Source organism: Mesorhizobium sp. LNHC209A00 (assembly GCF_000502915.1).
Classification (GTDB): Bacteria; Pseudomonadota; Alphaproteobacteria; order Rhizobiales; family Rhizobiaceae; genus Mesorhizobium.
The window spans coordinates 348,408-361,581 of record NZ_AYWT01000003.1 but is presented as its reverse complement, the minus strand read 5'-3'; the positions used below and the strand labels follow the sequence as shown (position 1 = coordinate 361,581).

Sequence of the window (13,174 nt, the reverse complement as noted above, 5' to 3'; positions counted from 1 at the left end):
TTTCTAGCCGAAATAGGCTTTGGCGAGGCTGCTGTAGAGCCCGCCTATTTCGCCCGCGAGATCGTTCAACGCCTTCACCGTCATGTCTGCCGGCTCCTTGATGGCGATGGACGTGTTGAGCTGCAGGATTTCCTTGGCTGCCGCCGACATGTGCCCCTCGCCGCCGGTCGCCGGCAATAGCCCTATCTCGGCTTTCAGCCGTTCCAATTGGAACAGGATGGAGCGTGGATTGAGTGGATCGAGCGCCAGGAGGTCGATCACCGTGCGCCGGCCGGCCTGCACCGGATATTGCCGTCGATGGGTCATCACGCTGTCGCCGATCTCCAGCATCATGTCCAGCGCCCCGTCCGGCGCCTTGCTGCTGGTCAGTCGGGCCAGCGTGCTGGCGATCTGGATGCCGCGCTCCAGCCGCCGGCCGATCTCGAGGAACCGCCAGCCAGCGAAGCGGTACATGTTCTCATGCAAAAGGCCTGAGAATCCGGCCAGCTTGCGCAGGATCACGGTCATCGCCCGCGTCGCATCGTCGCCGGGCGCCACGGTGGTGGCGAACTGATGGATCGTTTTTGACAAATCCTTGAGCGCCAGCCAGCCATCCGGCGAGAAACGATCGCGGATCTGGCCGGCGCTGTAGACCGCGCTGTCGAGCGTGCCGATGAGCCCTGGCGGGATTGCCGTTTCGACATCGATGCCGAACGGTTCGAGATAATCCCTGATATCGGCCAGCAGCGGCATGTCCGGATCGGACGTTTCGGCGAGCCGCACGTGATAGGCGCGCAGGATACGCACCGTGTCTTCCGAGCGTTCGATGTAGCGGCCGAGCCAGGTCAGGTTTTCCGCCGCGCGGCTGGGCAGGCTGCCGGGCATGGTACGGTTGAAGCTGTCGCTCTCCTGCGGCAGCAGCGTCTCGCGCTCCACGGGTCTGTCGCTGACCACCCAGACATCAGCCGCCTGGCCGCCGCGCTGCATGGCGATCGCCGTTGGGTCGAGCGACAGGCCAACGCGCGCAAACCCGCCCGGCATCACCGTCCAGCCCTCGGGCGTACGCGCCAGGTAGACGCGTAGGCTCGCCGGCCGCGGTTCCAGCCAGCCGCCGACATAGACCGGCGTCGTCGAAAGCGTCACCGCCTCCTGGCCGACGAAGGCCTTGCCGTCGCGTTCGATGCGCGCCACCAGTTCCGCCCGCTCACCGACCGAGAGAGCCGAGCCGAGCTTCGTCTGTCCGTCATCTTCGAAGGCAAGTCTTGTCGACAGCGCCGGGCCGACCACCATGCGGTCGATATTGGCGAGCACGTGGGCGCGCTCCGTCTCCTGTCCGCACCACCATGTCGCCACACTGGGCAAAAGCAGCTCCTCGCCCCACAATTCGCGCGCGATCTTGGGCAGAAAGGCGAGCAGCGCGCGCGTCTCCATCAGGCCCGAGCCCAGCGCATTGACGGTGGACACCGTGCCTTGGCGGATCGCCTCGACCAGGCCCGGCGTACCGATCTGCGAATCCGGGCGCAGCTCGAGCGGATCGGCGAAGGCGGCATCGAGCCGCCGCCACAGCACGCTGATCGGCATCAGACCGGACACCGTCCGCACCATCAGCTTGCCGCCGGAAACGGTCAGGTCCTCGCCTTCGAGCAGCATGATGCCGAGGTAGCGGGCGATATAGGCGTGTTCGTAATAGGTCTCGTTGAGTGGCCCCGGCGTCAGGATGGCGACGCGGCCGTCGCTCTCCTTTGCCATGCCGATCAGCGCATCGCGAAAGCGTCGGAAGAAGCCGGCGAGCCGGTGCACATGCATCTCGCCATAGATGTCGGACAAAGCGCGCGTGGTGGCGACCCGGTTTTCCAGCGCGAAGCCGGCGCCCGAAGGCGCCTGGGTGCGGTCGCCCAGCACCCACCAGCGGCCGTCCGGACCGCGGCCGAGTTCGAAGGCGCAGAAGTGCAGGAAATGCCCTCCGGCCGGCCTGGTGCCGACCAGGGGCCGCAAATATTCAGGGCTCGCCGCGATCAGTCCTGCTGGCAGGATGCCTTTTTCGACCAGCCGGTTCGGCCCGTGGATATCGGCAACAATTTCCTCGAACAGTTCGGCGCGCTGCACCAAGCCGGCGCTGACCGCCTGCCACTCGCTGTCCTCGATGAGCACGGGGATATGCGCCAGCGGCCATTCCCGCTCGTTGGCGCCCGCCTTGTCGTAGACGCGGTAGTAGACACCCGCATCGCGCAGATACTGGTCGGCGCGGGCGAAGCGCTGGCCGAGCTTTTCGGCCCCGAGTTCGTCCAGCGCTTCGACAAAATGCTTCCAGACCGGACGGGGATTACCTGACGCGTCGACCATCTCGTCGACGACGCCGTCGATCGGCTGGTAGTGCTCCAGCAGGCTACGGGCCTGCGGCTTGCCGCGCACCCTTTTGTGATTCCCCTTTGCCATGTCAGATCACAGTCTTGGTGGACGCCTGAGGTCAAGGGTCATCGGGAAATCTTCCGCCGGCTGTTCCTCGCGCAACACATAGCCGGAGGGTGTGTGGCCGCGCGGTTCGAAGCGGGCGAGCCGCCGTGCCTCCGCCTCGTTGCCGTTGACCGGGAAAGTGTCGTAGCTGCGCCCGCCGGGATGCGCGACATGGTAGACGCAGCCGCCGACCGCGCGGCCGGACCAGCGGTCATAGATATCGAACACCAGCGGCGTGTTGACCGGAAGGGCCGGATGCAGGCCCGAGGCCGGCTGCCAGGCCTTGAAGCGCACGCCAGCCACCGCGACCTCTCTGTTGTCGGTAACCCTCATCGGCACGATACGACCGTTGCAGACGATCGCATGGCGCTCCGGATTGAGGCCTTCGGTCCTGACCTGCAGCCGTTCGACCGAGGAATCGACGAAGCGCACGGTGCCGCCGATCGCGCCCTGCTCGCCCATCACGTGCCACGGTTCCAGTGCCTGCCGCAGTTCCAGCTTGATGCCGGCATGCTGCACCTCCCCGCAGAAGGGAAAGCGGAACTCGAGCTGGGCATCGAACCATTCGGGCCGGAATTCGAACCCATTGAGCTTGAGGTCGTCGAGCACGTCGAGAAAGTCCGCCCAGACATAATGCGGCAGCATGAAGCGGTCATGGAGCGAGGTGCCCCAACGCGCGAAGCGCCCGTCGAGCGGAGTTTTCCACGCGCGGGCAATGATGGCCCGCACCAGCAATTGCTGCGCCAGGGACATGCGCGCATTGGGCGGCATCTCGAATCCGCGGAATTCGACAAGGCCAAGCCGGCCGGTTGGACCATCCGGGGAAAACAGCTTGTCGATGCAGATTTCCGAGCGATGCGTATTGCCGGTGACATCGGTCAACAGGTTGCGGAACAACCGGTCGACCAGCCACGGCAAGGGTGCGGCACCTTGTTCGGGATGCGGCACCTGCGCCATCGCGATTTCGAGCTCGTAGAGCGAATCGTGCCGCGCCTCGTCGAAGCGCGGCGCCTGGCTGGTCGGGCCGATGAACAGGCCGGAGAACAGATAGGACAGCGAGGGATGCCGCTGCCATTGCAGCACCAGGCTCTTCAGCAGGTCGGGCCGGCGCAGGAACGGGCTGTCATTGGGCGTCGCGCCGCCGACGACGACATGGTTGCCGCCTCCGGTACCGGTGTGGCGGCCGTCGATCATGAACTTGTCGGCGCCAAGCCGCGTCTGCCGCGCTTCCTCGTAGATTGCCGTTGTGGTGGCCACGCAATCTCGCCAGTTGGAAGCTGGGTGGATGTTGACCTCGATGACGCCGGGATCGGGTGCCACGCGGATGACGTTGAGGCGCGGGTCATGCGGCGGACCGTAGCCCTCGATGTGCACGGGAACGCCAATCGCCTTTGCCGCGTTCTCGGCGGCGGCGACGAGTTCGAGATAATCCTCGAGCGCCTCGACCGGCGGCATGAACACGCACAGCCGCCCGTCGCGCGGTTCGACCGAAAGTGCCGTGCGCACCGCGCCACCAATCTCGGTGATCTCCTGCTCGACGCGATCCTGCTGGCCGCTCGTCGCCGTGAACGAAGCTGCGTGCTGGCGGCGGGCCATTTCGTCGGCGCCTTCGAGTTCCGCCGGAGCGGCCGCTGGCAAGATCGCTTCGCGCACGGGCAGCGGGTCACGCGGCAGTGACGGATCGACGGGCACGATGTAGGGGAACTGCGCCGGCGGCACATAAGGCAGCGTGCCCAGCGGCAGGCGATAGCCGACCGGTGAATCGCCGGGCACCAGGAACAGACGGCCGCGCCGCGTCGTCCATTTTTCCGAACGCCAGCGCGGATCCGACGCCTGGCTGTTCCAGCGCTGCACCGGCAGCACATAGCCGGACGGCTTGGTCAGCCCGCGCTCGAACACTCTCGCCATGCGGCTGCGTTCCTCCGGATCTTCGAGCTTCGAATTGGCCGGGTCGACATTCTCGGGCAGCTTGCCTTCCTTGAGCAGCCATTCGGCTGGATCCTCATAGGCTTCGCTGACCATGGACGTGTCGATGCCGAGTTCGCCGGCGATCGCCGTCAGCAGGCTTTCGGCTTGTTTCGGCCCGATATCAGCCGAACTATCTTCCCGCGCGATCAGCGACGGGTCGCTCCACACCGGCTCTCCGTCGGCGCGCCAAAAGAGCGAAAACGTCCAGCGCGGCAGGCTTTCACCGGGATACCATTTGCCTTGGCCGTAGTGGAGGAAACCACCTGGCGCGAAACGTTCGCGCAGTTTTCTGATCAGCGCGTCGGCCTTTTCGCGCTTGGTTGGCCCAACGGCGGCGGTGTTCCATTCGGCGGCCTCGAAATCGTCTATCGAGACGAAGGTCGGCTCGCCCCCCATGGTCAGCCGCACATCCCCGGCCGCGAGCGCGGCATCGACCTTGTTGCCGAGCGCGTCGAGCGCCTGCCAGCTCTCGTCGGAGAAAGGCTTGGTGATGCGCGGATGCTCGGCGATGCGGTCGACCCGCATCTCGAAGCCGAACTCGACATTGGCGAAGCTCCCCATGCCGGAAATAGGTGCGGCATTGCGGAAATGCGGTGTGGCGGCCAGCGGCACATGGCTTTCGCCGGTGAGCAGGCCCGAAGTCGGGTCGAAGCCGATCCAGCCGGCACCAGGAAGATAGACCTCGCACCAGGCATGCAGGTCGGTGAAATCGACCGCTGTGCCGGCCGGCCCATCCAGCGCGACAAGGTCGGGCCTGAGCTGGATCAGATAGCCCGAGACGAAGCGCGCGGCGATGCCGAGATGGCGCAGGATCTGCACCAAGAGCCAGCTCGAATCGCGGCACGAGCCCTTGGCGGCCGCCAGCGTTTCCTCCGGCGAGAACACGCCGGTCTCCATGCGCACGATATAGGCGATCTCGCGCTGCAGGCGCGCATTGAGATCGACGAGGAAATTGACCGTGTTGGGCGCGCTGCGGTCGACGGTTTTCAGAAACGCCTGGAGCAGCGGCCCGGCCGGCTCCGGCGTCCGGTAGATAGTGAGATCGTCGCGGATCTCCTCGGGATAGTCGAACGGGAACGCCTCGGCCGACGGTTCGACAAAGAAGTCGAACGGATTGTAGACGGTCATGTCGGCGACGAGGTCGACCTCGATCTTCAGCTCCGTCACCGGCTCGGGAAAGACGAAACGGGCGAGGAAGTTGCCGTAAGGATCCTGCTGCAGATTGACGAAGTGGTTCGCCGGCTCCACCTTCAGCGAATGGCTCAACACCTTGGTGCGGGAATGCGGTGCAGGCTGCAGCCTGATGATTTGGGGGCCGAGAACCACCGGCCGGTCGTATTTATAGTGGGTCAGGTGGTAGACGGCTGCCAGAATTGCCATGGGGCCCCGGAGATCGGCGTTTCATCAGCCGAACCCTGACACATCTGGCCGCCATTCTCCAAGCGGATGTTGCGGTGCACCTAAATTAAAGAACCCTTTGCCGCCTTAAAGTCACTCAAAAGAACGCCTGTATTCCGGTCTGCGCCCGCCCCAGGATCAGCGCGTGTACGTCATGCGTGCCTTCGTAGGTGTTGACGGTCTCCAGATTCTGCGCGTGGCGCATGACGTGATAGCCAATCTGGATGCCGTTGCCGCCATGCATGTCGCGGGCCTGGCGGGCGATGTCGAGCGCCTTGCCGCAATTGTTGCGCTTGACGATCGAGATCATTTCCGGCGCCATCTTGCCTTCATCGAGCAGGCGCCCGACGCGCAACGAAGCCTGTAACCCCAGAGCGATCTCGGTCTGCATGTCGGCGAGCTTCTTCTGGTAGAGCTGGGTGCCGGCCAGCGGCTTGCCGAACTGCTTGCGGTCAAGGCCATACTGGCGAGCGCGATGCCAGCAGTCTTCCGCCGCTCCCATGGAACCCCAGGAGATGCCGTAGCGGGCTCGGTTGAGGCAACCGAACGGTCCGCCAAGGCCCTTGGCGTTGGGCAACAGCGCGTCCTCGCCGACCTCGACGCCTTCCATCACCACCTCGCCGGTGATCGACGCCCGCAGCGACAGCTTGCCGCCGATCTTCGGCGCCGACAGCCCTCTCATGCCTTTCTCCAGCACGAAACCGCGGATCTCGTCCTTGCCGTTCTCGCCCTTCAACTTCGCCCATACGACGAACACGTCGGCGACCGGCGCATTGGAAATCCACATCTTGGAGCCGGAGAGCTTGTAGCCGCTGGCGGTCTTTTCGGCGCGGGTCTTCATGCCGCCGGGGTCAGAGCCGGCATCCGGCTCGGTCAGCCCGAAGCAGCCGATCCACTCGCCGCTGGCGAGCTTGGGCAGATACTTCCTGCGCTGTTCGTCCGAGCCATAGGCGTAGATCGGGTACATCACCAGCGACGACTGCACCGACATCATCGAGCGATAGCCGGAATCGACGCGTTCGACTTCCCGCGCCACCAGCCCGTAGGTGACATAGCTGGCGGCGAGGCCACCGAACTCCTCCGGAATGTTGATCCCGAGCAGGCCGGCCTCGCCCATCTCGCGGAAGATCGCCGTGTCGAAGGTCTCGTTGAGATAGGCTTCCTCGATACGCGGCGCGAGCTTGTCGGCGGCAAAGGCGGCAGCGCCATCGCGCACCATGCGCTCGTCCTCCGAAAGCTGGTCCTCGATCAGGAACGGGTCTTCCCACACGAATGCATTCTTGTCGGCCATGGCTTCTCGATCCTTGAGACAGGTGAAGCCGGCTTATCGGCTCGTGGCCTGAAAAAATCAAACGAAATTGCTTCACCCATCAATGAGCGTTAGGAATGGATCATGAGTGTCCAGCGCCGCCTTTTGCCCAACATCAGCGCCCTTGCCGCCTTCGAGGCCGTGGCGCGACTTGGCTCCTTCACCGCCGCCGCCCGGGAATTGGACCTGACCCAAGGTGCGGTCAGCCGCCAGATCAGGCTTTTGGAAGATCAGTTCGGCCGGCCGCTGTTCGAACGCGACAGTCGCAATGTAAGACTCTCCACGGCAGGTGAAATCTACGCCGAAGCGGTACGCTCGGCGCTTGGCCAGTTGCGTGACGCAGCTCTTGGATTGATGAGCAACCGGCATAGTGGCATCCTGAATCTTGCCATTCTGCCGACTTTCGGCACACGTTGGCTGATGCCGATGATCCCCGATTTCGTCGAGAACAATCCCGACATCACCATCAATTTCGTCACCCGCGTCGGGCGCTTCGACTTCGCCCGCGAACGGTTGGATGCCGCCATCCACTACGGCCTGCCGGACTGGCCGGACGCCGACTCGACACTTCTGGTGCACGAGACGGTGGCGCCGGTGGTGTCACCCGACTTCCTCGCTGGCCGCGCCATCGCCACGCCGGCCGATATCGGCCGTTTGCCGCTGCTGCACATGACGACGCGCCCAGGCGCCTGGAGCGAATGGTTCGAGCATCAAGGCCTGAGCGCGCCGACCGGGCCTGGCATGCAGTTCGAGCATTTCGGCACCGCCGCCCAGGCTTGCATGACCGGGCTCGGCGTGGCGCTCTTGCCGCAGATCCTCATCGAGGGCGAACTGCAGCGCGGCCAGCTTGTGCTCGCGCCCGGCCAGCCGATGCAGAGCCGCAGCGCCTATTACCTCGTCATTCCCCACGACAAGCGCGGCTATCCGCCGGTTGCCAGTTTCCGGGACTGGCTGCTAGGCCAGCGTGAGAAGGAGCCAGCTGTTCTGGCTTGGTAGCTACTTTCGCTTCAGCGCGTCCGCGAGCGCTGCGCCGAACGCACCTTGCTGTGCCGGCCGCTCCGGCTGGCGTTGCGGCGTAGGCCCGCGTGGCGCCGGCCTACCGCCACCATTGTCGCGCGGCCCGCCCTTCGATGCGCCGCCTTCGCCACCGTCCCTGCGCATGGAGAGCGCGATGCGCTTGCGCTTGATGTCGACATTGACGACGCGCACCTTGACCACGTCGCCGGCCTTGACCACCTCATGCGCGTCCTTGATGAAGCGGTCGGCGAGCTGTGAGACATGCACCAGCCCGTCCTGGTGCACCCCTATATCGACGAAGGCGCCGAAAGCGGCGACATTGGTGACGGTGCCTTCCAGCAGCATGCCTGGCTTCAAATCCTTGATCTCGTCGATGCCATCGGCGAAGGTCGCCGTCTTGAAGCCGGGACGCGGATCGCGGCCGGGCTTCTCCAGCTCCGCCAGAATGTCGCGCACCGTCGGCAAGCCGAAACGTTCGTCGACGAAGACGCGCGGGTCGAGCGCCTTGAGCGCGGCACTGTCGCCCAAAAGCGAACGCACGTCGCGGCCGCAGGCGGCGACGATCTTCTTGGCCACGCCATAGGCCTCCGGATGCACCGACGAGGCATCGAGCGGCTCGCTGCCATTGGCGATGCGCAGGAAACCGGCGGACTGCTCGAACGCGCGCGGTCCAAGCCGTGCCACCTTCAGCAGGTCCTTGCGGCTGGCGAACGGGCCGGTCGAATCGCGATGGGCGACGATGGCGTCGGCGAGCGACGCGCCGAGGCCCGAAACCCGCGCCAGCAGCGGCGCCGAGGCGGTGTTGAGGTCGACGCCGACCGCGTTGACGGCGTCCTCCACGACAGCCTCCAGTGAGCGACCAAGCCGATACTGATCGACATCGTGCTGATACTGTCCGACGCCAATGGATTTCGGTTCGATCTTGACCAGTTCGGCCAGCGGATCCTGCAGCCGTCGCGCGATGGACACCGCGCCGCGCAGCGACACGTCGAGGCCGGGAAACTCGGCGGCAGCCGTTGCCGAGGCCGAATAGACCGACGCTCCCGCCTCGCTGACGATCACCTTGAGCGGCTTCGGGCCGCCGTCCGAAGGCATGTCGGACAGCATGTCGGCGACCAGCTTCTCCGTCTCGCGGCTCCCGGTGCCGTTGCCGATCGAGATCAGCTCGACCTTGTGCTGGCGAATAAGCGCCGCAAGTTCGGCCTGCGTGCCACGCACATCGTTCCTCGGCGGAAACGGATAGACCGTCGTCGTCGCCAGCAGCTTGCCGGTGCCATCGACCACCGCCACCTTGACGCCGGTGCGGATGCCGGGATCGAGCCCCATCGTCGGCCGCGAGCCGGCGGGAGCCGCCAGCAGCAAATCCTTGAGGTTACGGGCAAAGACATGGATCGCTTCTTCCTCGGCCCGCTCGCGCAGGTCGCGCATCAGGTCGAGCGTCAGGTGCAGCGACAGTTTGATGCGCCAGGTCCAGCCTGCCACTTCCATCAGCCAGCGGTCACCGGGCAGGCTGGCAGCGATGGCGTAGGCGTTGGCGATCATCCGCTCGACCGGCTTCACCGACGATGTGTCGTCGGCATCCACCTCGATGTCGAGCGACAGCACCTCCTCGTTGCGGCCGCGCAGCATGGCGAGCGCCCGGTGGCTCGGCACGGTCGCCCAACGTTCGACATGGTCGAAATAGTCGGAGAATTTCGCGCCGGCTTCCTGCTTGCCCTCGACCACCCTGGCGCGCAGGAAGGCGCGCTCCTTCATGTAGCTGCGCAGCTTGCCGAACAGGTCGGCGTTCTCGGCGAATTGCTCCGACAGGATGTCGCGCGCGCCCTCGAGCGCCGCCTTCGCATCGCCTACCTCTGCGGTAACATAGGCGAGCGCGACGTCCGCGGGCACCAGCGAACGGTTGTTGAGAATGGCTTCGGCCAGCGGCCCCAATCCACGCTCGCGGGCGATCTCGGCCTTGGTACGGCGCTTCGGCTTGTAGGGCAGGTATATGTCCTCGAGTTCCGCCTTGGTCGCGGCGCCCGCGATCTTGGTTTCAAGCTCTTCGGTCAGCTTGCCCTGCTCGCGGATCGAGCCCAGGATGGTGTCGCGGCGCGCGTCGAGTTCGCGCAGATACACAAGACGCTCGGCAAGGTCGCGCAATTGCGTATCATCCAGCCCGCCGGTCACTTCCTTGCGGTAGCGTGCCACGAACGGCACCGTCGCACCCTCATCGAGCAGTCCGATCGCCGCGGCCGCCTGTTCCGGCCGCGCCTTGATTTCGGCCGCGATAATGGTTGCGATGCGCTTGATGTCGGATGCCATGTCGTTCCCACTCTCGTCGAAAAGAGCGGCGACCATAAGCGCAGACATCAGGTCCGCCAACCGCCGCGTTTTCAACGGCGGCGGAGGTCCACAGGAAAGCGCCTCGATTTGGGCGCTCAGGCACGGCGCAAGGTGTGTTGAGATTCAGGTCAGGCCAAGCTGAGAACGATGGCTTTCGGGGTCGCTCTCTTGCGACGAGCGCAGCGGACATGCCGTCCTTGAGCGCCGGAAGCGCGGAAAGTCGCAGTTCGCAGGCCGGCATCACCTGAATATCAGCACGCCTTAGACCATCCGGCTCAGCGCCTCGAGGAACGCAACGATCTCGATATCCAGCGGATCGTCGACCGGTTCCGGCTGCGACGACATCTTGGCGATCACCACTTCGGTGCTAGGATCGACATAAAGCCACTGGCCATGGATGCCGATGCCGCAATAGGCGCCGTTCTCGTGTCCTGTCTGGTACCATTTGTTGCGGTAGCGCCCGTTGGGAAACAGCGGCGCCATCGTGCCCCGCCGCCAGGCCTCATTACTGCCGCCGCTGCTGGTGGTGTCGCGCACCCAGGTCTCGGGCACGATGCGGCGGCCATTGGCCGTGCCGGCCTGCCGCAGCATCTCGCCGATGCGCGCCAGGTCACGCGGCGTCACCGAAATACCGCCGGCGGTGCGTGCCGTGCCTTCCATGTCGACGCCGACAGAGGCCTCGCTGACGGCGCCAAGCGGCAACCATAGCTTCTCGCGCATGAGGTCGGTGAAGCGCTGGCCCGAGGCGCGCTCGAGCAGCAGCCCGAGCAGGTCGGAATTGGGCGAACGGTAGCGGAAGGTCTGGCCATGCGGCTCGGCAAGCCGCTGCAGGGTCAGGATGAATTCACGCAGGCTTTCGGTGCCGCCGCCGGGATTCCACAGCGTCGCGCGGCGATATCGGGCGAAGGCGCTTTCCGGATCGAGATAGGCCTCCTCGAAGTCGAGGCTGACGCTCATGTCGAGCACATGCCGAACGCTTGCATCGCCATAGGCCGAGCCGGCTGCTTCAGGGATATAGTCCGTCACCGGCGCTTCCGGATCGAACACCCCCTCGCCTTCCAGTATGCCGGCGATGATCGCGGTCACCGATTTGCTGATCGAGAAGATGATGTGGCGCGCGCCAAACTCCATATGCGGCGCGAACCAGTCGCCAGTGATCTTGCCGCCCTTCATCACCGTCACTGCGTCGGTACTGGAACGCAGGAGGAATTCAGCCACCGTCTCCGGTGCGGTCGCGACCGTGACCTTTTCCCCGAGCAAGCCGTCCATGTCCCGCTGACGGGCTTCCACGGCGCCGGGCGCTGCCGCCACACGGGCGGTCGGCACCAGTTCGCCGAGATTCTGGAACGACCACCGATTGAACGGGCTCACACGCCAATTGCTAAGCAGCACCTCGTTGCGGCGGAATCCGTATCGGGTCTCGAACGCGGTCTTGCCGGTCATGGCGTTTCCTCCCAGTCCATTGGTCTTGAAGCTCAGGCAAGCGCCGCGGCGATGGCGTGCACGGCCTTCAGCGTTGCCCTGGAATAGGCCATGTTGCTGAAATCCGGCCAGGTCGACAGCTTCACCACGACCATTCCTGTGTTCCAGTCGATGTGGATCAACTGTCCGAACACGCCACGGCACATCAGTGCCCGCGAGCTGGGATTCTCGATCCAGAACTGGTTGCGATAGCTGCCCTCGGGCAGGCTGGCGGAGAAATCCGGACCATGCTTGCCGGTACGCGTCGCCTCGATCCAGTCCGCCGGCACGATGCCGCCGCCATTGTCGAGGATCAGCTGGCCAAAGCGGGCGTAGTCGCGCAGCGTCGCGTTGAAGCCGCCATCGGCTAGCGCATAGCCGGCGCTGTCGACGGTGAAGCAGGCGCTTTCGTCGGCCCCGAGCTTTTGCCAGAGTTCCTCCGAAACCAGCTGCGCCAGCCGCTTGCCCGTCACCCGTTCCATGATGAAGGCGAGCACGTCCGTCTCGATCGATCGATATTCGAACGCGGCTCCATGGGGGCGAACCGTGTCCTTCAAGCCCAGGATCAGTTCGAACATGTGCGATGGCCAGCGGAAATCCGGATCGCTGCCCGGTGGCACCGGCTTCCAGCCGGTGGCGACATCGACCTGGCCGATGTCGGAATAGCGGTCGGTGTATTCCTCCGAGAACCGCACGCCGGTGGTCATATCAAGCACATGCTGGACGCTGGCGCCGGCCCAGCCGGTCGCGCTCAGTTCCGGCAGGTAGTCTGTCACCGGCTTCACCGGATCAATCAGGCCGCGCCCGGCCCATATGCCGAACACCGAGCCGGTGACCGACTTGGCCATCGACTGCGACAGATGCAGCGTGCGCTCGTCCATGCCGTTGAAATAGCGCTCATAGACTATCCTGCCGTCCTTGAGCACCAGGAAGCCGTCCGTATAGGTCTCGTCGAGCAGACCGGCGAGTGTCGAAGGCCTGCCCTCGCTGTCCTCGACCGCCAGCCCGTCGAGATCGACCTCGGCGCGTTCGAGACGGTGGCGATGGCCAGCGCCGCGCCAGACTTCGGCGGTCGGCAGAATTTCCCGTATGTGCTGGAAAGCCCAGCGGTTCCAAGGCGGCCTGTCCCAGTCGAGCCTCGGCGGCAGCATGGCGGGCGGCGAGCCTTGCATGATCGGCGGCCGCGGATCGCTGTTGCGATAGGACGTCATGGAACCCTCCCCGTAGGCGCAAAGAAGGGAGGCCGAAGCCTCCCTTCCGCTG

General features: G+C 65.1%; 7 protein-coding genes. 1 reads left to right on the top strand and 6 read right to left on the bottom strand.

The window, feature by feature from the left end:
- Window positions 1–3: 3 nt before the first annotated feature.
- From X739_RS156585 to X739_RS156595, 3 genes are all read right to left on the bottom strand, one after another.
- Entirely contained in the window at window positions 4–2,415 is a 2,412-nt protein-coding gene (locus X739_RS156585) for a circularly permuted type 2 ATP-grasp protein (protein WP_023770422.1), read from the bottom strand.
- A 6-nt stretch (window positions 2,416–2,421) separates the two neighbouring features.
- Window positions 2,422–5,781 (bottom strand): transglutaminase family protein, encoded by a 3,360-nt coding sequence (locus X739_RS156590; RefSeq protein ID WP_023793971.1) that lies wholly within the window; start codon window positions 5,779–5,781, stop codon window positions 2,422–2,424.
- Between the two features lie 115 nt (window positions 5,782–5,896).
- Entirely contained in the window at window positions 5,897–7,090 is a 1,194-nt protein-coding gene (locus X739_RS156595) for an acyl-CoA dehydrogenase (RefSeq protein ID WP_023781335.1), read from the bottom strand.
- A gap of 102 nt (window positions 7,091–7,192) precedes the next feature.
- Between X739_RS156595 and X739_RS156600 the strand changes: the two genes are divergently transcribed.
- Window positions 7,193–8,104 carry a LysR family transcriptional regulator gene (locus tag X739_RS156600; protein ID WP_023793968.1) on the top strand — a complete coding sequence of 304 codons (912 nt, stop codon included), beginning with the start codon at window positions 7,193–7,195 and terminating at the stop codon, window positions 8,102–8,104.
- On the opposite strand, the gene X739_RS156605 is transcribed toward X739_RS156600, so the two are convergent.
- The 3 genes from X739_RS156605 to X739_RS156615 form a co-directional block, all read right to left on the bottom strand.
- A complete protein-coding gene (locus tag X739_RS156605) occupies window positions 8,105–10,429 on the bottom strand; it encodes a Tex family protein (RefSeq protein WP_023793966.1) in 2,325 nt (774 codons plus the stop codon).
- Between the two features lie 282 nt (window positions 10,430–10,711).
- Complete coding sequence (locus X739_RS156610; protein ID WP_023793964.1) at window positions 10,712–11,893, bottom strand: serine hydrolase; 1,182 nt, start codon at window positions 11,891–11,893, stop codon at window positions 10,712–10,714.
- 32 nt (window positions 11,894–11,925) lie between these two features.
- A complete protein-coding gene (locus X739_RS156615) occupies window positions 11,926–13,122 on the bottom strand; it encodes a serine hydrolase (protein WP_023793962.1) in 1,197 nt (398 codons plus the stop codon).
- Window positions 13,123–13,174 lie beyond the last annotated feature (52 nt).

Excerpts from the sequence above, each read along its gene's own strand:
- X739_RS156585 (WP_023770422.1), bottom strand. The coding sequence starts at position 2,415 with ATGGCAAAGGGGAATCACAAAAGGGTGCGCGGCAAGCCGCAGGCCCGT.
- X739_RS156590 (WP_023793971.1), bottom strand. The coding sequence starts at position 5,781 with ATGGCAATTCTGGCAGCCGTCTACCACCTGACCCACTATAAATACGAC.
- X739_RS156595 (WP_023781335.1), bottom strand. The coding sequence starts at position 7,090 with ATGGCCGACAAGAATGCATTCGTGTGGGAAGACCCGTTCCTGATCGAG.
- X739_RS156600 (WP_023793968.1), top strand. The coding sequence starts at position 7,193 with ATGAGTGTCCAGCGCCGCCTTTTGCCCAACATCAGCGCCCTTGCCGCC.
- X739_RS156605 (WP_023793966.1), bottom strand. The coding sequence starts at position 10,429 with ATGGCATCCGACATCAAGCGCATCGCAACCATTATCGCGGCCGAAATC.
- X739_RS156610 (WP_023793964.1), bottom strand. The coding sequence starts at position 11,893 with ATGACCGGCAAGACCGCGTTCGAGACCCGATACGGATTCCGCCGCAAC.
- X739_RS156615 (WP_023793962.1), bottom strand. The coding sequence starts at position 13,122 with ATGACGTCCTATCGCAACAGCGATCCGCGGCCGCCGATCATGCAAGGC.